The 22921-nt window shown below is 63.6% G+C and carries 14 protein-coding genes; 8 read left to right on the top strand and 6 right to left on the bottom strand.

Annotated features, from left to right (window positions below):
- Window positions 1–264: 264 nt before the first annotated feature.
- Window positions 265–1155, top strand: a complete 891-nt coding sequence (gene cas1, locus B5D13_RS08095) for a type II CRISPR-associated endonuclease Cas1 (protein ID WP_159444015.1) — start codon at window positions 265–267, stop codon at window positions 1153–1155.
- 11 nt (window positions 1156–1166) lie between these two features.
- Window positions 1167–1478: a CRISPR-associated endonuclease Cas2 gene (gene cas2 / locus B5D13_RS08910; RefSeq protein WP_078687843.1), complete on the top strand. Its 312-nt coding sequence runs from the start codon at window positions 1167–1169 to the stop codon at window positions 1476–1478.
- Here cas2 and cas9 read toward each other — a convergent pair.
- Window positions 1467–4469 carry a type II CRISPR RNA-guided endonuclease Cas9 gene (cas9, locus tag B5D13_RS08105; RefSeq protein ID WP_078687804.1) on the bottom strand — a complete coding sequence of 1001 codons (3003 nt, stop codon included), beginning with the start codon at window positions 4467–4469 and terminating at the stop codon, window positions 1467–1469. The genes cas2 and cas9 overlap by 12 nt on opposite strands.
- A gap of 138 nt (window positions 4470–4607) precedes the next feature.
- The gene (locus tag B5D13_RS08110) at window positions 4608–5987 is read right to left on the bottom strand and encodes an MATE family efflux transporter (RefSeq protein ID WP_234970834.1); all 1380 of its coding nucleotides are present in this window, start codon (window positions 5985–5987) and stop codon (window positions 4608–4610) included.
- A gap of 218 nt (window positions 5988–6205) precedes the next feature.
- Between B5D13_RS08110 and B5D13_RS08115 the strand changes: the two genes are divergently transcribed.
- Window positions 6206–6742, top strand: coding sequence for an HdeD family acid-resistance protein (locus B5D13_RS08115; RefSeq protein WP_159444016.1), 537 nt, complete (start codon window positions 6206–6208; stop codon window positions 6740–6742).
- Between the two features lie 9 nt (window positions 6743–6751).
- Here B5D13_RS08115 and B5D13_RS08120 read toward each other — a convergent pair whose 3' ends face one another.
- Window positions 6752–7783, bottom strand: a complete 1032-nt coding sequence (locus tag B5D13_RS08120; protein WP_078687807.1) for a dipeptidase — start codon at window positions 7781–7783, stop codon at window positions 6752–6754.
- Between the two features lie 155 nt (window positions 7784–7938).
- Window positions 7939–10029, bottom strand: coding sequence for a glutamine synthetase III family protein (locus B5D13_RS08125; protein ID WP_078687808.1), 2091 nt, complete (start codon window positions 10027–10029; stop codon window positions 7939–7941).
- A 410-nt stretch (window positions 10030–10439) separates the two neighbouring features.
- Here B5D13_RS08125 and gltB point away from each other — a divergent pair, with 410 nt between their 5' ends.
- From gltB to B5D13_RS08150, 5 genes are all read left to right on the top strand, one after another.
- Window positions 10440–15056 (top strand): glutamate synthase large subunit, encoded by a 4617-nt coding sequence (gltB, locus tag B5D13_RS08130; protein WP_078687809.1) that lies wholly within the window; start codon window positions 10440–10442, stop codon window positions 15054–15056.
- 2 nt (window positions 15057–15058) lie between these two features.
- On the top strand, window positions 15059–16552 hold the full coding sequence (locus B5D13_RS08135; RefSeq protein WP_078687810.1) for a glutamate synthase subunit beta: 1494 nt from the start codon (window positions 15059–15061) through the stop codon (window positions 16550–16552).
- Window positions 16553–16841: 289 nt separating this feature from the next.
- The gene (gene polA / locus B5D13_RS08140) at window positions 16842–19577 is read left to right on the top strand and encodes a DNA polymerase I (RefSeq protein WP_090991499.1); all 2736 of its coding nucleotides are present in this window, start codon (window positions 16842–16844) and stop codon (window positions 19575–19577) included.
- 20 nt (window positions 19578–19597) lie between these two features.
- Entirely contained in the window at window positions 19598–20128 is a 531-nt protein-coding gene (gene rnhA, locus B5D13_RS08145) for a ribonuclease HI (protein ID WP_369821287.1), read from the top strand.
- Between the two features lie 90 nt (window positions 20129–20218).
- Window positions 20219–20602 (top strand): heavy-metal-associated domain-containing protein, encoded by a 384-nt coding sequence (locus B5D13_RS08150; protein ID WP_078687811.1) that lies wholly within the window; start codon window positions 20219–20221, stop codon window positions 20600–20602.
- Between the two features lie 73 nt (window positions 20603–20675).
- Here the strand turns inward: B5D13_RS08150 and B5D13_RS08155 are convergent, their stop codons facing one another.
- A complete protein-coding gene (locus B5D13_RS08155; protein ID WP_078687812.1) occupies window positions 20676–21980 on the bottom strand; it encodes an L-cysteine desulfidase family protein in 1305 nt (434 codons plus the stop codon).
- A 151-nt stretch (window positions 21981–22131) separates the two neighbouring features.
- Window positions 22132–22884, bottom strand: a complete 753-nt coding sequence (locus B5D13_RS08160) for an HAD family hydrolase (RefSeq protein WP_078687813.1) — start codon at window positions 22882–22884, stop codon at window positions 22132–22134.
- Window positions 22885–22921 lie beyond the last annotated feature (37 nt).

Below are 22921 nucleotides of genomic sequence, written 5' to 3' on the forward strand. Positions count from 1 at the left end.
CCCCTAGTAAACAGGGGAGAGGCCGCCGGGGTATTGTAAGAAAATGTCAAAAACTTGGTCATTATGACTGGACGAAACCCAAAAATCTGAAAATAGAGATTACCTGCCGATAAAAAAGGATCGCCCACCGGTGCATTCACACCGATGGGCTAACCTTGCGGGTAATCACCTAAGTGATCCCCTTGTCTACGCACGATTGCAACTCCCCAGTTGGTACATCTTGCTTAGACGAATGCATTCTACCTCAGAATCATGGGGGTTGCTATGCCCAAAAGGACAATTTGCATTCAGAATCCGGCAAAGGTATCTGTTCGGCATTCTGCTCTTCTTGTTGAGAGCGATAGAGGAAGAGCTTCTGTTCCCCTTGAAGACATTTGGGTCGTAATACTTGAAACGCATTACGCGCAGATATCAACTACGGCCCTGTCTTGCCTAGCTGATTGCGGCGTCGGCGTAATGCTTTGCGGAAATGATCACATGCCCAACGGTCTGTTCCTTCCCCTAGGGGCGCACTCTAGGCATGCGGCTATTGTGGAAGACCAGCTTGCTATTTCAAAACCCTTGAAAAAGCAGCTGTGGCAAAGGATCGTCCGGCAAAAAATAGAGAATCAGGCCAATGTTCTTGATCTTATCGGTCAGGAGGGCTTGTCTGTAAGGAAGTTTGCTTCCGAGGTCTTGTCTGGCGATACGTCAAATAGGGAATCTGCAGCCGCGTCCGTTTATTTTCGTCGGTATATTTTTGAAGGAAAAAGGCGAGAGGGGCCAAGTACGGCTCCTCTCGATTACGGATATGCAGTGTTGAGGGCGGGTGTTGGTCGTGCGGCCGTCGCGGGGGGATGGCTTGTCTCTCGTGGCATCCATCACTCAAGCAGCCTCAACGCATTTAATCTGGTCGACGATCTCATAGAGCCCTTTCGCCCTATTGTTGATTTGCTTGTCGCAAAGGAGAGATTGGAGGGCGAATTAACTCCCGAAAAGAAGGCGATGCTAGCTTCAGTTTTCTCCCTAATAGTGCGTGTCGATGATAAAGAAACGACCGTTCAAAATGCTATTGAGCTTGAATTGAGCTCGTTGAAGCAAGCTGTTAAAGACAGGGATCCGGGCGTGCTTCTACTACCAGCAATTACAACGTTTAGAAACGCTGGATGTGAGTAGAAATGAGAATTATGAGACTTCTCGTGTTGTTTGATCTTCCAACTGGAAGTAAGGCTGAACGCAAATCGTACGCTCAGTTTCGAAAGTTTCTTATCAATGACGGATACCATATGGAGCAATATAGCGTGTACTCTCGCATTTTGCTTTCGAGGGATAGCGCAGTGACTCATGTCGAACGGCTTAGGGCTAATCTTCCCGCTGCGGGAGAAGTTACCGTTATCGAATTGACCGAGAAGCAATTTGAGAGCAGGAAGGTCCTTGTGAACACGCTGGTTCGCAAGGACCTTCCTGATGTTGGACCGCAGCTAACGCTAGTTTTCTAATGAGCTGGGCGTCAATCCGTCGTAGCAGTGGCCAAGACAGTCTTCTTGTAATACGACGGGGCGATGTTTGTTGTCCCATCTGCTCATCGGGGGGAAAGATTTGCATTCGTCTTCGGTAGAGAGGGATTTCATTGTGAGCGATAAACCGTTGATGTCGAAACGGCAGAAGCGAGCGGCTACATCTCCAACGGTAATAACGTCACCCCTAAAGACGACGACTGGTTTTGAGGCAAGCGCGCTTTCAGGAATGGACTCCCATGCGGTACGAGCTACATGCGCTTTTGCGGCTCGTGGTTGATAGGTGCCATTTTGTATGGCGGGGATATCGGCGTAATAGACGGGATCGGCGTACCACTTGCCCTTGCCTTTCCTTCCGGTTGGATCGAGCCAAAGACGCAGGAACGCCATGCCGTCAACCAGATGTGCGTTGCCGTCCTTCCCGATGACGACATTTCCCTTTTTCGTGAACTTCTTGTTCCCATACAGGAGGGACAGCTTCTTTTTTTCGTCCGTCAGGCCATCGAAGCGGTAATTCGTATCTTCGAAAGCTCGTCCCGTCACCCCGTGTGAGACCATGCGCGTGGGGATGACAAACTCCCTGCGCGCCTTTACCTCGTCTGCGAATGTCAGCCAGGGCTGGGTCTCCGCAAAGCGCTCCTTTCTTACTTGTTTGAGCGTGTTACGACCGAGGGAGCTTGCCTTTGCAACCCTCTGCACCGTTCCTTGCGAGCAGGCCGCAATCACGCAGGCATCAACTGCATGGTGACGGTTGTCCGAGCGATCCTTTGTGCCAAATGAACCGAAGTTCAGTCCCCAGACATGGCGAAGGTTACCTGTGGCGCCACCGGCAACCGCGACGACATGCTGCTTCCTGCCATCTTCCGGGTAAAGCAGCGTGTCTTCGAGGTAGGCCTTGACGGCACGCGACATGTACCTGTCGTCGTTGAGGTTGCGTGCCAGGAACTCCTTTTGCTGGTCTTCACCTAGGTTGTTGTTGAGCAGGTAGCGACGCTTGCGCGGGGAAATGTGATGATTGTTGACGACGCGTGCCTGGTACTCTTCCCACCTGGGCGCACCTTTTCCAGCGTCTTGTGTCATCCACTCGTATGGGGTTCTCTCGCGCTTGTCCTGGTTTGACTTCGCAAGCACGAGGACCTTGTTGCTGCGGCTGTCGTCGCAAGTGCGTGAGTAGGGAAGGACGTGGTCGATCTCGCAATACTTGTCGTCCAGAATCATCTTTTCGAGTTCGATTTTCGCGCCCGTGTAGGCGTCAAATCCGTCTTGCTCCTCCCAAAGAGCCATCTTGCGCAGCACCTTGGGACGAACTTCCTCGGGATCTATCTTGAGGATGTCGGCCGCCTGTTCCGCCCAACGACTATTGTTCTTCTCATTCGCTCGGTTTCTTTTGGCGATGAGGTCTTTCTCGCGCTTTGACCTTTTGAGGTCTCGACCGAGTTCAATGTGAATCTCGTCAGGAACTCCGTAGATTCGAATGATTGCGTTCACGATGTGACGCATGCGTCCCATGGCCCTAAGGACGACGGGGTTCCTGCACTCTTTGTCATAGCTGCTGTAGGACGGAAGGAGCGTTGACCTCTGTCCGTCCTTGCTGAGTCTCATTCCCAGGAGCCCAGATGCCTCTTCCGCGTCCTTGAGCGTGACTACGCTTGGGTCCTCAAACGAATCTACAAGCATCTCGAGGGCCTTAAGGCTTCTGGACCCATAGCCCTTGTATAGCTTTCCCGAGAAGGGAAGGCCGAGAATCTCATCCTTTTGGTCGTCCGTAAGGTCAAGGCCGTCGAGCTGGAACAAGAGGCTCTCTTCGCTGCTCGCGTACGTGAGAGCCTCGGTCACGCTATCCGCCAGACCACGGTTGTCCCACAACTTTTGCATGAGTTCGGTTGAAAGGTGATTGCGCATGTTATGCCAGACTTTGGGGACATAGACCTCGCGTTTTTTCTCGTCGTCGGAGTCAATTCCCTTAAAGAAGATGTGGGCAGACAGGTTGAGATCCTTGCGAATGCGTGCGTAGGTGACCTTCGCCTTTGCCCCCTTGAGTTGTTCCGTCGAGAACAGAATGGAAAGGTAGATGTCTATCTGCTCGGGGCTGAGCGATGATTCCTGACCGTCTGCGTTGACCATGCGCAGGTGGCCAAGGCGCTCATAGGCGTTGCATAGCTCGGAAGTGAGGTCTGCGCGAGCTGCGCGCATCTCCGTCGGGAAGTAGGAGCACTTCCCGACGAGTGAGTAGACCTTGGCATCGTGGTCAAGGGACTTCTTTTCCCAGGTGAGGTTGTCGATGTACCTCTGCTCAAGCTCTTCGGTAGCAACGGGGTTCCGGTGCTTTCGTTGCGTGTCGAAGAGCACGTGAACCTCGTCGATGATCTGGCTGTTGAGGACGCAGAGCTCGTACGAGCCGCCCTTGTTGCGAGATTTGCCCTGAGCATGGAACATCTCTCCTACGGTGCGGTACTCGCCCGATGCCATCAGCTTGTTGTTCTGTCCGATGGCTTTGAGGACCTTTCCGGATTCCTCGTCCGCCGCTCCGGAGGCGTCCACGTCGCTCAGCTTGCTGATGCGGCCTTCGCCATGGGGGATGTAGCCCCTGCGCGCGGAGAGCGAATAGAGGATCTGGGCGAACTCCCTGTTCGTCAGAAGGCGCTCGAGGCCGGCAAAACGAAGCTCGAGCAGGGGGCGATCACCCTTTGCCGATTGGAACCACTGCTTCGTGGCATCTTCGGGGACCATGCCAGCCTCTTTTAGGAGCTGCATGCAATGCTTCTGGCGGTTCTTGGTCCTGGCGTTGTTGCGCCGGGCGCTGCGTGCCATGCGTCTGCCGGTGGCGAGGCTTACCTTGGTCTTGTCTTCCTGCGGGACATCAAAGAGGTGGGAGCCCATCTCTAGGATTTGATGGTTGCTCAGGTCGAGGAGTGCGAAGCCGCAGCTGGCGATGCCGGGGTCCAGGCCAAGCACCAGATAGGGTTCTGCCATGTCCTTCTCCAATCACTTTGTGTCATTCCCGAAAGGGAAAGACGTTCACGTGAGTAAGAGTTTAGGGCTACGATTGGACTTTAATTGGCCGCGTATACGTGAGCGTGACCAAACAAGCACGTTGGGCTTCTTGCTTCCCTAGAGCGCCATGCGCTCGGCCTCGTGGTCGGCTGCGTGGCGCATCCAGTGCCCGTAGCGGTAGTACAGCGCGAACAGGACCGCGGTGATGATCCAGGTTGCGGGGTAGCTCATGAGCACCAGTGTGAAGTCGTGGTGCCGTGGGATGAACACCAGCAGCCAGACGACGCGCAGCAGGCAGGTGCCGAAGAGCGTCAGCAGCATGGGACGCAGGCTCTCGCCCGAGCCGCGGATGGTGCCAGCGAAGTTCGCCATCACGGAGTAGCACAGGTAGAACGGCCCCAGGGTCATGATGACTTGCGTCGTTAGGTTGGCGACCCGCTCGTCCTGCAGGAAGAAAATCGAAAGCGGGTGCGCGAGCGCCATGACGGTGCTTGCCAGACTACCGATGACGACGACGGTCATGAGCAGTGAGGTATGCAGCCCCTTGCGCATGCGCTCGTGGTTGCGGGCGCCGAAGTTCTGCGCCGAGAACGTGGTGACCGAGGAGCCCAGCGCCTCAGACACGGTCCAGACGGGCGAGTCGAGCCTGCCGGAGAGGCCCCAAGCCGCGATGTGGCTGGTTCCGAAGCTGTTGATGGCGGACTGCACGATGATGTTCGAGACGGTGTAGGCCGACGACTGCAGGGCAAGGGGCAGTCCGGTCTTGACCATGACACGGGCCATCTTGGGGTCGATGCGAAGGTCGCGCAGGCGGATGCGCCAGGCGCCTTCGACGTGCGTGAGCTGCCAGAGGGTCGCCAGGGAGCCAAAGGCCAGCGAGCAGGCGGTCGCGATGCCGCATCCGCGTGCGCCCAGGTCCAGGTAGAGGACGAACAGCAGGTCCATCAGCACGTTCACCACGCACGACGAGGCGACGATGATGGCCGGCGTGCGGGTGTCTCCTACGGCGCGCTGCAGGGCAGAGCCCGTGTTGAAGGTGACCGAGAAGATCATGGCGCCCAGGTAGACGCGGGCGAAGTCCTGGGCTTCGGCAAAGATGTCCTGGGGCGTCCCCATCCACGAGAGGATGCTGCCGCACAGCAGCACGCCCGCGACCGAGCAAAGGGCCCCGAACGCAAGCGCGATGCCCATGGCCGTGTGCATGCCCACCGAGAGCTTGTGCTGCTCGTGGGCGCCGAAGTACTGCGCGACGACGATGCTGAAGCCTACGCCCATTCCCACCGAGAATCCCACCACGAGGTCGGTGAGAGCCGAGGTTGCCTGGACCGCGGCGACGGCGGTGGTGCTGCCGGAGGAGTGCCCCACCACGAACACGTTGATCAGCGAGTATGCCTGCTGGAAGAAGGACGAGAAGAACACGGGCAGACACAGCTTGAGCAGCTGCTTCCAGATGACACCCTGGGTGACGTCGAGAGACCTTGAAGCTGCCTTTGCCACGCTCTTCTCCACTTCTTGGTTCGGGGGTTGCTCCATTGGATGCGGGGCTTTGCAAGTTGCATAGTCTACGCGCGTGTGGTGCGCGTTTGGCCAGAAAAAGAGGCACTCGAGAGATATTCATACCTCTCGGGGCGTGCCGTAGTTTTATGATGGTTTTGTGATGACAAATGCAACGCGCTCCGGGGTGCCAGGCCGGGCGCTTCTGTGGGGAGGTCAACATGAACACGTACGAGCGCTCCAGGGCCGGCATGCTTATCGAGGGCTTCGCGGCGGTTATCCTGGGACTCTATATGCTCATGAATCCCGCCGGCGTCACGACTTTCGCAATCGGCGTCATCGGCTGGGTCGTGGTGATCATGGGCGTCCTGACGTTGCTGAGCTCATTCCGGCGATTTAGCGCGCTCTTCGCGCAGGCGGACTTCTACGTCGGCGTGATTGAGTTCCTGTTTGGCCTTCTGCTCATCAGCATGCCCGGCATGTTTGTGGTGTGGCTCTTTGTGATTCTGGGCTTCGGCATCGTGCTTTCGGGCATCACGTCGCTTCAGGTCGCGTCCCTGCTGCGCGCGGGAACCGGCATGCCCATCTTCACGCCGCGCGTGATCGCCAGCAGCATCGTCATTCTGTTGGGGCTTATCGTCGCGGCGGCGCCCTTCATGGTTGCCGACTTTGCCGTAGTGCTCGCTGGAGGCGCCCTGGTGTTTGGTGGCATTACCAAGATATCCGAGGGCTTCGGCCGCGGTCACGAGCAAGCGTAGCCTATTGGGCTACAGCTCCTCGTTGCGTGCGAAGAAGCGCGCCGCGTTGTTGAAGAACATGTCGTCGGCCACGTCTGCGCCAAAGCGCCCTGCGATCAGCTCGTAGAAACGGGGCAGGTCCTGTGCGCCCGAGAGCCACGAGGGCGTCTCGCTGCCGTCGAAGTCGCTGCCCAGTGCGATGGTGCCCTGACCGTCGAGTTCGAGCATATGGTCGATGTGGTATGACAGGTCGTCGAAGCTCACCTCCGGCCGGCCGGGTCCGGGCTCGCCGTGGTCGAGGCCGAAGCGCTCGCTCACGAAGGCGCGGTAGTAGTTGATTCCCACCAGGCCACCGCGGTCCGCAATCGCCCTGAACTGGTAGTCGGTCAGGTTGCGCGGGTGTGCGCAGATGGCCCTGCTGTTGGAGTGGGTTGCCACGAAGGGACGCTCGGAGCAGGCCAGGAGGTCCTTGAAGCCGGCATCGTTCAGGTGCGAAACGTCGACGACCATCTTGAGCCTCTCCATGCGGCGCACAACCGAGCGCCCGAAGGCGGACATGCCGTCCTGGGTGTCGTTGCCCGAGGCAATGCGGTTTTGACCGTTCCAGACCAGGGTCATCATCTTGACGCCGTCGGCGTGCATCTGGTCCAGAACCTCCATGCCGTCTTCCAGGGGAGATCCGTTCTCGACGGTGAGCATGCAGCCGACTCCGCCCTGTGCGAGCGCCCCTTCGATGGTGCGGCCGTCGCGGATGCCATGGAGCTCTGAGGGGTGTGCGGCCAGCTGGCCATGATAGTAGGCGGCCACCCTGTCGTAGAACTCGTGCGCCGTCAGTCCCGTGCCCGCGAGGTCGTCGGGGACCCAGATGGCGTAGCACTGGCACCACTGTCCCGCGGTGGCCATACGCTCGGCTGCCAGCTGCAGGGGATTGCCGACCATGTCTGAGCCAGCTGGGATCGATGGGAGCGAGACGAACGCACTCGCGTCGTTCATGCAGAGCGCATCGAGCGTGTCGCAGTGCAGGTCGAATATTCTGAGGGGCTTGGTCGCGATCTCGCTCATGTGTCCTCCCGTTCGATGGCGTGGCGTGCTGACGCCTTCTTGGCTCACATGATAGCCCGTGGGCACGGGATGGTGCGCATAGGAACAAAAAGGGACCTCCGACGCGTGCCGGAGGTCCCTTGACCTGAGCCTATGTGTGACTCCGTGCCCCGTCCTTAGACGTAGAACAGCATGTCATTGTAGGAGGGAACCGGCCAGTAGTCCTTGGCGCAGATCTTCTCCATGCCGTCGACGGCCGCGCGGAGCTTGGCCATCGCGGGAACGACGTCGTCGCGGTAGGCGTCGTCCTGCTTCTGGACGTCCTCTGCGGAGCGGGCGGCGACGTTCTTCTCCTCGAGCTCGTCGGCTGCGACGCGGATGTCCTCGAGGCCCTGGGTCAGCGTCGCGACGAGGTCCTTCTCGGTCTTGCTTGCGACGCCGATCTCGGCCTTCGTCGCGACGCTGGAGGCCAGGTCGCCGGAGTACTGCGAGATTGCGGGCGTGTAGAGGTTGCGGGCCATGGTGACCATGGTGTTGGCCTCGATGTTGAGCAGCTTGCTGTACTGCTCGGCCGCGGCGACGTAGCGGGCGCGAGACTCGGCCTCGGAGAGGACGTTGAACTTCTCGAAGAACTCGATGTTCTTCTGCTCGACCAGGCAGGGGAGGGCGTCGGGCGTGGTCTTGTTGTTCAGCAGGCCGCGCTTCTCGGCCTCCTTCTCCCAGTCCTCGGAGTAGCCGTTGCCGTCGAACAGGATGCGCTGGTGGTCACGGAAGGTGTGGCGGACGAAGCGCATGGCCGCGGCCATGAAGTCCAGGTCCTCGTGGGCTGCGATGTAGTCGCAGAAGCGCTCGCACTGCTCGGCGACGGCGGCGTTGAGCGCGACGTTGCAGTCGGAGAGGTTCTGCTGGCTGCCGCACATGCGGAACTCGAACTTGTTGCCCGTGAAGGCGAACGGGCTGGTGCGGTTGCGGTCGGTATTGTCGCGCAGGATGTTGGGCAGAGCGGGGACGCCCAGGTCAACGCGCTCGCGGCCGTGGGACTCGGCGTGCTCCTTCTTGATGAGGGCGTCGACGACCGGGGTGAGGGCGTCGCCCAGGAAGATGGAGACAATCGCGGGAGGAGCCTCGTTGGCGCCCAGACGGTGATCGTTGCCGGCGGAGGCGACGGCTGCGCGCAGCAGGTCGGCGTGCTCGTCGACGGCTGCGACCAGGCAGGCGAGGAAGACCAGGAACTGCAGGTTGTCCTCGGGGTTGTCGCCAGGCTCGAGGAGGTTCTCGGAGTCAGCGGAGAGCGACCAGTTGTCGTGCTTGCCGGAGCCGTTCACGTACTCGAAGGGCTTCTCGTGCTCGAGGCAGGCGAGGCCGTAGTGGGTGGCCATGAGCTTGAGCTTCTCCATGGTCAGCAGGTTGTTGTCGATGGCAACGGAGCCCTGCTCGAAGATGGGGGCGAGCTCGTGCTGGCAGGGGGCGACCTCGTTGTGCTTGGTGCGAGCGGGGATGCCCAGCTTCCAGAGCTCGTCGTCAACCTCCTTCATGAAGGCGTTGACGGAGGGACGGATGGCGCCAAAGTAGTGCTCCTCGAGCTCCTGGCCCTTGGCGGGCTCGCAGCCAAAGAGGGTACGGCCGGTGAGGATGAGGTCCGGGCGGGCCTTGTAGTCGTCCTCCTGGATCAGGAAGTACTCCTGCTCGGGACCACAGGTGGTGAAGACGCGCTTGGGCTGCTTGCCGAAGAGGGCGAGGACGCGCTTGGCCTCGCGCTCGACAGCCGCCTCGGAGCGAAGGAGCGGGGTCTTCTTGTCGAGGGCCTCGCCGGTGTAGCTGATGAAGGCGGTGGGGATACAGAGGACCTCGTCCTTGATGAAGACGGGGCTCATGGGGTCCCACACGGTGTAGCCGCGGGCCTCGAAGGTCGCGCGCAGGCCGCCGCTGGGGAAGGACGAGGCGTCCGGCTCGCCCTGGACGAGTTCCTTGCCGGAGAACGCCATCAGGACCGTGCCGTCGCCATTGGGATTTATGAAGCTGTCGTGCTTCTCCGAGGTGATGCCGGTGAGGGGCTGGAACCAGTGCGTGAAGTGCGTGGCACCCTTCTCGAGAGCCCACTCCTTCATTGCGTGGGCAACCTCGTTGGCGATGTTGAGGTTGATGTCCTTGCCCTCGTCGATAACGCGTCGGAGTTCCTTGTACGTCGGCTTGGGTAGGCGCTGGCGCATGTCAGCGTCGGTGAAGACAAGACTGCCGTACTCCTCTGAGACCTTATCACTTGCCATGAACGTCCCTCCTTGGGGGATCGGTGATGTCCTGTGCCGTGGGGCGCACAGGTCCAATTCAATACGCGACTGAGCCTACTCGCGTAGCGTTTCGCGCATGTGACGCATTTTGAGCGATTCTGTTGATACACAAAATAGCGATGAAATGAATTACCTGGGCCATGATACGTCATCCAACTGGGCATTTCTCAACAACCACGCCAACAACACGCACAAGTTTGTTAACTAGCTGCAACGTCTGAATTTCGTCCGGTTGCATTAGAGTGCGCACGGACGATTCTTAGAAAGATTCGCTACACGCAACGTGACTCACGGAAGCCATTCGCGCGAAGAGAATTGCGCGGCATGGGGCAGCGAGAAACGCAAGCCGCCGCGCTCGCGGGCGAGAGGGGAAGGGGAAGCACATAATTATGGAACACGAGAACACAGACAATCTGGGCAGGTGGAGCAACGGTCTGTACGACCCGTCGTTCGACCACGATGCCTGCGGCATCGGAGCCATCGCCCACCTTCATGGCATTCGCTCGCACCAGACGGTCGACGACGCCCTGTCCATCCTGGTCAACCTTGAGCACCGTGGTGGCAAGGGCCTCGAGAGCAACACCGGCGATGGCGCCGGCATCCTCTTCCAGCTGCCGCACCGCTTCTTCCGCAAGGTCTCGCAGCGCTATGGTCAGATCCTGCCCGACGAGGGCGACTACGCCGTGGCCATGCTGTTCCTGCCGCGCGACGAGGACGGCATCCAGGCCGCCAAGCGCGTGTTCGAGGACGGCTGTATGGCCGAGGGCCTCAAGCTCCTGTTCTGGCGTGACGTTCCCACCGACGCGCACGACCTGGGCGAGACCGCTCGTGCCTGCATGCCGACCATTGTTCAGGCCTTCATCGCGCGCCCCGACGACGTCGAGCCTGGCGACGACTTCGAGCGCAGGCTCTACGTGTGCCGTCGCACCATCGAGAGACGTGCGGACGCCGAGCACGCCCTCGAGGGCAAGATCTTCTACGTGTGCTCGATGTCCAGCCGCACCATTGTCTATAAGGGCATGCTTGTCGCCACGCAGATGCGCCGCTTCTTCCTCGACCTCAACGACGCCGCGGTCGAGTCAGCCATCGCCCTGGTGCACTCGCGCTACTCCACCAACACCACGCCCAGCTGGGAGCGCGCGCACCCCAACCGCATGATCATCCACAACGGCGAGATCAACACCCTGCGCGGCAACGTCAACTGGATCCGCTCGCGCGAGCCGAACCTGTACTCGCCCCAGCTCGGCCGCGACCTCAGCAAGGTCGTCCCCATCATCAACCGCGAGGGCTCCGACTCTGCGATCCTCGACAACGTGCTCGAGTTCCTCACGATGAACGGCAGGAGCCTCGAGCGCGCCGTCTCGCTGATGATCCCCGAGCCGTGGGACCACAACCCGCAGCTCTCCGACAAGCGCCGCGCCTTCGACGCCTACCAGTCCATGCTGATGGAGCCCTGGGACGGTCCCGCCGCCGTCGCCTTCACCGATGGCCGCAAGCTGGGCGCCGTGCTCGACCGCAACGGCCTGCGCCCCGCCCGCTTCTACCTCACGCGCGACGACCGCATGATCCTCGCCTCCGAGGTCGGCCCGCTCGACATCGAGCCCGGCAACATCCTGCAGACCGGCTGCCTCGGTCCCGGCGAGATGCTCCTGGTCGACCCGAGCCAGGGTCGCGTCCTGTGGAACGACGAGATCCGCGACGGCCTCGCCGCCCAGAAGCCCTACCGCGACTGGCTGGCCGCCGAGACGCTTGACGTGTCCGACCTGGCCGCCCCGACCGACGTCGAGGCGCCGCGCGACGCCGGCCTCGACCTGACGGTGCGCCTCGCCAAGCTGGGCTACCACTACGACGACGTGGACGAGTCCGTGCGCCCCATGGCCCAGACGGGCAAGGCGCCCCTCACCTCCATGGGCGCCGACGTGCCCCTGCCCGTGCTCTCCAAGCGCCCGCAGTCCTTCTTCAACTACTTCAACCAGCTCTTCGCCCAGGTCACCAACCCGCCCATCGACGCCCTGCGCGAGAAGGTCGTCACCTCCAACGTGCTCTACCTGGGCAACCACGGCAACATCCTGGAGGACGCCCGTGACAGCTGCCGCCTGATCCGCCTCGGCGGCCCCATCCTCTCCCGCGAGCAGTATGAGCGCATCGCTCACGTCAACCGCACGAGCTTCCATGCCGCGCGCTTCTCGGCCACCTACGTCCGCGACGAGGGTGCCGGCGCGCTCGAGCGCGCCCTCGACAAGCTGGCAAACGACGTCGAGGCTGCCGTCAAGGCGGGCTGCAACATCGTCGCCATCAGCGACCGCGCGGCCGACGGAGAAGTGCCCATCCCCTCGCTTTTGGCCCTGGGCTGCGTGCACAACCATCTGATTCGCGCCGGCGTGCGCATGAATGCCGACATCATCCTGGAGTGCGGCGACGCCATCACCCCGCATGACTTCGCGACCCTGGTCGGCTACTCCGCGTCGGGCATCTACCCCTACGCGGCGCACGAGTGCATCGCCCATCTGGTCGAGATCGGCGCCCTCAAGCAGAGCGTGGACGGCGCCGTCGCCAACTACGACAAGGCCCTGACCGCTGGCATCGTCTCGATCATGTCCAAGATGGGCATCTCGACGCTCCAGGGCTACCACGGCGCGCAGATCTTCGAGATCGTCGGATTCGCCGACTCCTTCGTGCGCAAGAACTTCGCCGGCACGGCCAGCCGCATCGGCGGCCTGGACGTCGACGACGTCCAGCGCGAGGCCGAGCGCCGCTATGACGAGGCCCTGTCGCTCCTCCAGACCCCGGCTCCCGACCAGCTCTCCAGCTCCGGCCTCACCAAGTGGCGCCCGCTTGGCGGAGAAGAGCACATGATCGACCCCGAGACCATCTACTACCTGCAACAGTCGGTCCGCAAGGGTGACTTCGACCTGTTCCGCTCCTACAGCGAGCGCCTGCACCGCGCCGGCCGCGCCATCGTCCTGCGCGACCTGCTCGAGCTCGTACCGCTGGAGTCCGGTCCCGTCCCCCTGGACGAGGTCGAGTCCGTCGACTCCATCGTGCGTCGCTTCAACGCGGGTGCCATGAGCTTCGGCGCCATCTCGCAGGAGGCGCACGAGTGCCTGGCCATCGCCATGAACCGCCTGGGCGGTCGCTCCAACACCGGCGAGGGCGGCGAGGACCCGCGTCGCGAGACCCCGCTTCCCAACGGTGACTCTATGAACTCCGCCATCAAGCAGGTCGCCTCCGGCCGCTTTGGCGTCACGAGCCGCTACCTGTCGAGCGCGAACGAGATTCAGATCAAGATGGCCCAGGGCGCCAAGCCCGGCGAGGGCGGTCACCTTCCCGGCCGCAAGGTGTGGCCGTGGGTCGCCCGCGTGCGCCGCTCCACCCCGGGCGTCGGCCTGATCTCGCCTCCGCCCCACCACGACATCTACTCGATCGAGGACCTGGCCGAGCTCATCTTCGACCTGCAGAACGCCAACCCGCAGGCGCGCATCTCGGTCAAGCTGGTCTCCGAGGCCGGCGTCGGCACCATCGCCACGGGCGTCGCCAAGGGCGGCGCGGGCAAGATCACGATCTCTGGTGCCAACGGCGGCACGGGCGCGGCTCCGCGCGACTCCGTCTACCACGCCGGCCTGCCCCTGGAGCTCGGTCTGGCCGAGGCCCAGCAGACGCTGGTCGCCAACGGCCTGCGCTCGCGCATCGTCCTCGAGGCCGACGGCAAGCTTATGGACGGCCGCGACGTCGCCGTCGCGGCGCTCATGGGTGCCGAGGAGTTCGGCTTCGCAACCGCCCCGCTTCTGGCCATGGGCTGCTTGATGCAGCGCGACTGCCAGCAGGACACCTGCCCCGTGGGCATCTGCACGCAGAACGCCCGCCTGCGCGGCCACTTTGCCGGCAAGCCCGAGCACGTCGTCAACTTTATGCGCTTCGTCGCGCAGGAGCTGCGCGAGATCATGGCCCAGCTGGGCTTCCGCACCGTGGAAGACATGGTCGGCCACCCCGAGTGCCTCAAGCAGGTCGAGGTCCCCGGAAACGAGAAGGCCAACAAGTGCGACCTGAGCGCCCTTCTCGTCCAGCCCAAGACCGTCTTCGGCACCAGCATCGAGGGCGCTGACTGCAGGCACTACCTGCCGAGCATGGCATTCGACGCGCAGCTTGGCTCCACGCTCGACGCCACGCTGTTCGTGCCCTACACCAAGCACGCCCGTCGCCACCTGGAGCCGATTCGCTTCCGCGCCGACATCGCCAACGTCAACCGCTGCGTGGGCACCATGCTGGGCTCAGCCATCACCACCGCGCACCCCGAGGGCCTGCCCGAGGGCTCCGTCACCATCGACTGCGAGGGCTCTGGCGGCCAGAGCTTCGGCGCCTTCCTGCCTGCTGGCGTGACGATCAACATCTCCGGTGACGCCAACGACTACTTCGGCAAGGGCCTTTCCGGCGGCATCCTCGCGGTGGCGCCGCACCCCGATGCCAGCTTCAAGTTTGACGAGAACGTCTGCGTGGGCAACGTCGCGTTCTACGGTGCGACCTCGGGCAAGGGCTTCGTCAACGGCCTTGCCGGCCAGCGCTTCGGCGTGCGCAACTCTGGCGCCACCCTGGTCGCCGAGGGCGTGGGCAACCACGGCTGCGAGTACATGACCGGCGGCGTCGCCCTGATCCTGGGCGAGGTCGGCCAGAACTTTGCGGCCGGCATGAGCGGCGGCGTGGCCTACGTGTTCGACGAGTTCGGCACGCTCGATGCCAACTGCAACCACGACATGGTCGAGCTCATGGAGCCCACCGCGCACGAGCTCGAGCAGATCCGCGCCCTCATTGAGGAGCACGTGCGCCGCACGCGCAGTCCGCGTGGCATCAAGATGCTCTTCCGCTTCAGCGTTCTGAAGAAGCACTTTGTGAAGGTCATTCCCACGGAGTACCACAAGATCATGGTGCGCGTGGGGCAAGAGATGGAGAAGGGCGCGACCCACGACGAGGCAGTCGAGCGCGCGTTTGAGCTCATGAGGGGAGAGATGTAGTCATGGGTAAGCCCGGAGCATTTCTTGACGTCAAGCGCGTCGCACACGCGGAGCGTGACAAGAGTCAGACCGTAGCGGACTTCGAGGAGTTCGCCCAGCCGCTGAGCGAGGAGCTCCAGCAGCTGCAGGCGTCGCGCTGCATGATGTGCGGCGTCGCCTACTGCCAGAGCGGCATCGCCTTCGGCAAGGCGCGCACCTCTGGCTGTCCGCTGCACAACCTGATCCCCGAGTGGAACGACCTGCTCTACCGCGGCCTTTGGGACTCCGCGGCCGGCCGCCTCTCGCTCACCAACCCGTTCCCCGAGTTTACGGGCCGCGTGTGCCCCGCCCTGTGCGAGACCGCGTGCAACCTGGGCCTGCACGACGAGCCGACCACGATTCGCGACAACGAGCGCGCCATCAGCGACCATGCCTGGGCCACAGGCTCCGCTTCCGTGGCGCCTCTGCCCGCGGCCGCCACGGGCGCCGCCAAGGTCGCCGTGGTGGGCTCTGGCCCCGCCGGCCTCGCCACCGCTTGGGAGCTTGCGCGCCGCGGCCTTTCGGTCACGGTGTTCGAGAAGAGCGACGCCCCTGGTGGCCTGCTGATGTACGGCATCCCCAACATGAAGCTCCCCAAGGACGTCGTCGCCCGCCGCATCGAGCTGATGCGCAAGAGCGGCATCGCCTTCGAGTGCTCTGCCGACGCGGGTGACCCTGCCGTCGCAAAGCGCCTGACCGGCGGCGAGTTTGACGCCGTGGTCGTCTCTGCCGGTGCCGGCGCCGCCCGCACGCTGCGCTGCCCCGGTGCCGACCTCGACGGCGTGACCCTCGCGGTCGACTACCTGACGAGCTCGACCAAGTCCGTCGTGAGTGGCTCCGACCCCGCCATCAGCGCGGCCGGCCTGGACGTCGTGGTCGTCGGTGGCGGCGACACCGGTACCGACTGCGTGGCCACTGCGCTTCGCCAGGGCGCCAAGAGCGTGACCCAGCTCGAGTTCCTGCCCGCTCCTCCCGAGAAGCGTGCGGAGGGCAACCCCTGGCCCGAGTGGGCGACCCTCAAGAAGACCGACTACGGTCAGCTCGAGGCCATCGCCATCCAGGGCGAGGACCCGCGCCTGTGGGCCACGAACACCCTCGAGGTCCTCGAGCAGGAGGCAGGCGAGGGCGAGAAGGGCGGCTCCGTTGCCGGCCTGCGCGTCGTCTCGCTCGACTGGAGCCACGGCAAGCCCGAGCCCATCGAGGGCACCGAGCGTACCATCCCGGCGCAGCTGGTCCTCATCGCCATGGGATTCAGCGGTCCCTGCGCCTCCGTCTTCGAGGCGCTCGGCTGCAAGACCGTGCCCTTCCGCGACGGCGTTCGTCCGCAGCTTGCCGCCGCCGACGAGCACCTCGTGAGCACCCAGGGCAAGGTGCCCGTGTACGCCGCGGGCGACGCGCGCAACGGCTCCTCGCTGGTGGTCAACGCCATCGCCGACGGCCTTGCCTGCGCGGCGGAGGTTGCGGCCTCCCTCGCCTAGGCGTCGCGCAACGAGTCGCGGCTTTGGCAGGCGGGTACTTCTTGCCTGTGCGTACGCTCGCGTGAGCTGGATCTTTAGGCCACCGTGACCGATCCGGTTGCGGTGGCCTCTTTCTGTCCGCCAGCCGTCTGTCGGCTGTTTGCAAGCCGCTTGCCTCGCACGCTCCTCTTGTCCTGCTCGCGGCAGCCTTGCGCCTCTCTTGCACTGAGCCCTTTTGGTGCAGCGTCCGATTCCGTCGCGTGCGCCCGCTACAATCTAAGGACACACTCAACTCCAAGGAGACTAGCTCATGGCAGACTCTCAGATTGACGCCCAGGGCGAGGCCCAGGCGGACTCGCGGGCAGCCGCGCGCAGAAGGACCATCGCCGTCATCGACGGTAACTCGCTCATGCACAGGGCGTTTCACGCGATCAGGCAGCCCATGAACGCGCCGGACGGTCGTGCCACCAACGCGCTGTTCGGCTTCTTCAACATGTTCATAAAGCTGGTCGAGTCGTTCGATCCCGACGGCGTCATCTGCGCGTTCGACAAGGGCAAGCCCCAGGTGCGCATCGACATGCTCCCGCAGTACAAGGCGCAGCGCCCGCCCATGGACCCTGCCCTCCACGAGCAGTTCCCCATGGTGAAGGACCTGCTCCGCGCGCTCGACGTGCCCGTGGTCGAGTGCCCCGGCTGGGAGGGCGACGACATCCTGGGCACCCTTGCGCGTCGCGGCGAGGCGGCCGGCTACGATATGCTGCTCTTCACCGGAGACCGCGACATGTACCAGCTGGCGACCGAGCGCGTCAAGATTGTCGCCACCAAGAAGGGCGTGTCTGACGTCAGCATCATGACCCCCGAGAGCGTCGACGACCTCTACCACGGCATCACCCCCGAACTCGTGCCGGACTTCTACGGCCTCAAGGGCGACAGCTCCGACAACATCCCCGGCGTCCCAGGCATCGGTCCCAAGAAGGCTGCTGCGCTCATCGTCCAGTACGGCAACCTGGACGAGGTCATCGCGCACGCCGACGAGGTCAAGGGCAAGATGGGCGAGAACCTTCGCGCCCACATCGACGACGCCCTGCTGAGCCGCAAGGTCGCGACCATCCTCACCAACGCCCCCATCGAGCTCGAGCTTTCCGACGCCAAGTTCCCCACCTTCGACCCCGAGACCGTGGTCGAGGCGTTTTCGGCCCTGGGCTTCACGGGCATGACCCGGCGCCTGGTGCGGCTGGGCGGCGCCGAGATGCCCGCCTCCGCGCGCCAGGCGACCAACCAACTCGAGGTTCCCGAGCCGCTCGAGGGCGACGCGGCCCAGGCGGCGCTCGGCGAGGCCGTCTTGTCGAAGCAGTGGGTTGCGGCCGAGCTCCAGAAGCCCCAAAAGAAGAAGGGGCAGCAGTCGCTCTTCGACGAGGAGCCTCCCCGCGTGCTGTGGCTTGCCTCGGGCCAGAAGCTCATGCGCCTGGTCGGAGACGAGGCCGTGGATGCGGCCCTGGCACTCCTTGTTCGCGAGGGTCTGCTCGTCGGCGGCGACGTGAAGGCACTTCTCCACGAGCTCTTCCCGATGGACTCCGCGCAGCCTGCGAAGGTCGAGGCGACCGAGCTCGACCCCGCGCGCCTGTTCGACGTGGCAATTGCCGGCTACCTGCTCGACTCCGACTCCGGCGCCTTCAGCGTGGCCGAGCTCTACGCGAATCCCACCCTGTGCGCGGGCGTCATGCCCGAGGCAACCGACGAGCTGCCCGCGGCGGCGCTCGACGTATGCGCCGCGCTGCAGCTGGTGGAGCCCCTCTCCAGGCGCCTAGGGGCCGAGGGCGCCAAGGACCTCTTCCGCAACGTCGAGATGCCGCTTCTGGTGGTGCTGCTCCAGATGGAGCGCTGCGGCCTGTACGCCGACGCCGCCAAGATGGCCGAGCAGTCCGCCGAGCTCGGGACCGAGATCGAGGGCATGGTCAGCTCCATTCACGAGCAGGCGGGCGAGAAGTTCAACCTTGACTCGCCGCAGCAGCTTTCGCACGTGCTGTTCGACGTGATGGGCCTGCCGACGCAGGGGCTCAAGAAGACCAAGAAGGGCTTCTACTCGACCAATGCCAAGATTCTTGGCGACCTTGCGCGCGACTATGAGGTGGTCCAGCAGGTGCTGGAGTACCGCGAGCGCGCAAAGATCAAGAGCACCTACCTCGATGCGCTTCCGGCGCTTATCCGCAGCGACCACCGCGTCCACACCACGCTCAACCAGACCGTCGCCGCAACGGGGCGCCTGTCGAGCTCCGAGCCCAACCTCCAGAACATCCCGACCCGCTCCCAGCTGGGCCATCGCGTGAGGACCGCCTTCACCGTGCCCGAAGGCAGCGTCTTTCTGGCCTGCGACTACTCCCAGATCGAGCTGCGCCTGCTCGCGCACCTTTCGGGAGACGAGCACCTGGTTGCCGCCTTCAACGAGGGCGCCGACTTCCACGCGGCCACCGCGGCACGCGTCTTTGGCGTGCCGGTCGAGGAGGTTACCCCGCAGCTGCGCAGCCGCGCCAAGGCGGTCAACTTCGGCATCGTCTACGGCCAGCAGGCCTATGGCCTGGCCACCTCGCTCAAGATCGGCAGGGCGGAGGCCCAGGGGATGATCGACCGCTACTTCGAGGCGTACCCCGGCGTCAGGCAGTTCCTCGACGCGAGCATCGAGTTCGCGCGCAAGACGGGCTTTGCCATCACCATGTACGGCCGTCGCCGCCAGATCAAGGACATCAAGGCGAGCAACTTCCAGCTGCGCAGCTTTGCCGAGCGAACCGCCATGAACCACCCCATGCAGGGCACCGCGGCCGACATCATCAAGATCGCGATGATCCGCGTGGCCGACCGCCTGCGCGAGGAGGGGCTCAGGAGCAAGCTCGTCCTGCAGATTCACGACGAGCTCGACTTCGAGGTCCCCGTCGACGAGGTCGAGACCCTCTCCGAGCTCGTGCGCGAGACGATGGAGGGCGTCGCGGACCTGCGCGTTCCGCTGCTGGCGGACGTGAGCTACGGCTCCAACTGGGCGGAGGCTAAGTAATGGCGAGTTTCGATCAGTTTATGTCCGAGCACCCCGGCGCGCTGCACGAGGTGCCCGTTGACAACCGCATGCGCGTGACCGTCTGGACGGACGGCTCGTCGCGCGGCAACCCCGGTCCCGGCGGCTACGGCGCCGTGCTCCTGTTCACCGATGCGAACGGCGTCGAGCATCGTCGCGAGCTCAGCCAGGGCTACAAGACCACGACAAACAACCGCATGGAGATCCTGGGCGTCGTCGCCGCGCTCGAGGCGCTCAAGCGCCCGTGCGTGGTGGAGGTCCATTCCGACTCCCAGTACGTGGTGAACGCCTTCAACAAGGGGTGGATCTGGGGCTGGCTCAAGAAGGGTTGGAAGAACGCGAGCAAGCAGCCGGTCAAGAATTCCGACCTGTGGAAGCGGCTGCTTGCCGCGAAGAAGCCCCATGAGGTGAGCTTCGTCTGGGTTAAGGGACACGCCGGCACCGAACTCAACGAGCGCTGCGACGAGCTTGCCACGCAGTCGGCCGACGGCCTGCTGGGCCCCCTGCTCGAGGACCGTGGCTTTGTAGTGTAGGGTGCGCCTACCGTGGCTTTTCGGAGTAGGGTCCGACGCCTCTGGTTGGCTTGGCTATAGTTATCCCTAGTAAACTCTAGGGAGGATCATATGGGCATTGCCGATGTCGTCGTTCTTGCGCTGGTCGCGCTTGCTGTCGCTCTGGGTGCCCGGAGGTTCTGGGGCGCCGCGACGGGTAAGCGCGACTGCTGCTCGGGGGCGAAGAGCGATCCGGGAGTGAGCTTTGCTCGCGCCCGCGTAGCGGATGCCGACGAGTCGCACTATCCCTTCTCGGCTGACCTTCGAATCGGCGGCATGTCCTGCGCGCGCTGTGCCCAGCGCGTCGAGAGCGCCCTCAACGCGGTTCCAGGCACCTGGGCTCGTGTCGACCTTTCCCAGCGCTGCGCGCGCGTGCTGTGCAAGAAGCCCATCGACCTCGCCGCGTACGAGGACGTGGTCGCCAAGGCGGGCTATCGCGTTATCAAGAAGTGCTAGGCAGAGCAGGGTGCAAAAGGGGCTGGCCTGGTGGCCAGCCCCTTTGCGTCTTATGGGGTTGTTCCTGCCGAGGTTACCCCTGGCTCACGTTCGTCTTTCCGATCATGATGTTCAGGATCTCGACGTCGGTCGGGTGCATGCCGACGCGGCCGACGTAGCCCATCGAGCGGATGGTCTCCTCGGCGTTCTGGCCCACGAGGCCGTCGCCGGCGAGGAAGTTGTCGTCGGCGAGCGCCATGTCGCAGCCCAGGATCGCGGCGTCGACGGCCGCGCAGATCTTGGCGGCACAGCTGGGCTTGGCGCCGTCGCACACGATGCCGCCGACGTTGGCGAGGGTGTTGACGATGGTGGCCTCGAACTGGGCGAACGAGCCGCCGCGCAGCATGCAGATGCCTGCACCCGCGCCGCAGCCGGCCGAGACGGCGCCGCAGAACGCGGAGAGCTCGCCGATGAAGTACTTCACGTGCACGGCCGTCAGGTCCGACAGCACGACGGCGCGCACCAGGTCCTCGTGGCTGCTCCAGAGCTCGTGCGCGTACTCGAGCACGGGCTGCGAGCAGGTGATGCCCTGGTTGCCGCTGCCGCAGTTGATGACGACGGGCATGGCGCAGCCGCTCATGCGGGCGTCCGAGCCGGCGGCGGCCGCGGCGCGCGCCTTGCAGCTGATGTCCTGGGAGCGGCTCTTGAGCAGGGTGCTTCCGATGTTGGCGCCCCAGCGGTTGGTCAGGCCCTCGTTTGAGATTGCCTGGTTGGTCTCGATCTGCCTGGTGATGAGCTCGTCCACGTCCTCGATCTTGAGCTCGTGGGCGAAGTCCCAGATGGACTGGAGCGAGAGCTTGGAGCGGTCGGCCGAAGAGCCGTCCTCCTGCAGCTCTGCGGACACCGCGGTCTTCCCGGCGGCCACGGTGGGCTCGCCGTCGAGCGTGAGTTCGACCACGTTCGTGTGGCGCTCCTCGATGCAGGCGACGGCCCTGTGTCCATCGCACTGGGCGACCACGCGCACGTACAGGTTGGGCACGCCCTCGGCGAGCTCTACGTCGCAGAAGCCAGCCTCGACGAACTCGCGGGTCCTCGAGATGTCCTCGGGACCCACGGCCTGGAGCACCTCCAGCTCGCGCAGCGGGTCGCCGCCCAGCGCGCCCAGGGTGGCTGCGGCCTCGATGCCGCGCATGCCGCCGGAGTTGGGGACGGTGACGCTCTTGACGTTCTTGATGATGTTGCCGCTGCAGGCAACCTCGAGGTGCGTGGGGTTCTGACGCAGTGCGGCCTTCGCCAGGGCCGCGGCATAGGCCACGGCGATGGGCTCCGTGCAGCCGAGCGCACAGACGAGCTCCTCGTTCAGGATGGCGATGTGATTCGCGTAGCTGGTGCTGTCCATGGGGACTCCATCGGTCGTTCTCTCGCGCTGGGCGAGAAGGGATTGGTCATTCGATAGGTGCATTTTCTCAGGTATGGTGGCCTTCTGAGCCGAGGTGCCCATTATTCGCGGCTAATTCACGCATGGAGCCGCGCTGCAGGCGAGCCGCACGCTACGGGTTCGTCGTGCCACCCTCGCTTGCGTCGAGAAGGCTGATGACCTGGGGGAGGGCGTCGCCCAGGGCGCCGATGGACCCTCGCCAGATGGCGCGCCTGGGCCAGGCGTGTCCCACGTAGGCGGTGCGCAGTGCGATGTCGGGGCGCGGGAAGTCGCGGCGGGCGTCGTTTCCCACCATCAGGCACTCTTGGGGCGTGAACCCGAGCTTCGAGATGAACTCCTGGTAGTAGCGGGCATCGGGCTTGCTTCGCGTAGAGTTCGCAATGTGAGAAATGCGAGCGAAGCCAATGTCGGCAACCTCTGCCCACTCCATGCGCACCCGGTCGCAGTCAAGCGTGAAGGTCGGGTTGGTGGCAAGGGCTACCGTCAGCCCGAGCTCCTGCGCGCGCTCGATGGTGCGTCGTGCGCCCTCGCGCGGACGCGCCTGCACCATAGAGCCCTTCATGCCCCAAAGGCAGTTCTTCTCGTAATAGTCGAGCACGTCCGCGATGATGGGGTCGTCCAGGGGGACGCCCGTGCGACGCAGGTAGGAGCTGTTAAAGAGCTCGAGGTTGGTCATGCCGTCCTCGCGCTTTGGGTCGGAGACGTCGAGGTAGCCCTTGGCCATGTGGGCCATGACCAGGGCGGAGGGCGTTCGCGTAATGCGCCCGACGATGCGGGCCTTCTGGGTGACGTAGCGCGTGATGAACGCCGTCAGGTTGATGTCGAGGAGGGTGTCGTCAAGGTCGAACAGAATTGCACGAATCATGAGACCCCCCCCTTCCAAGGTGCGTTCGAGTCGTTCG

The sequence above is a fragment of the Olsenella sp. KH1P3 genome (genome assembly GCF_900167315.1).
Classification (GTDB): domain Bacteria; phylum Actinomycetota; class Coriobacteriia; order Coriobacteriales; family Atopobiaceae; genus Olsenella_J; species Olsenella_J umbonata_A.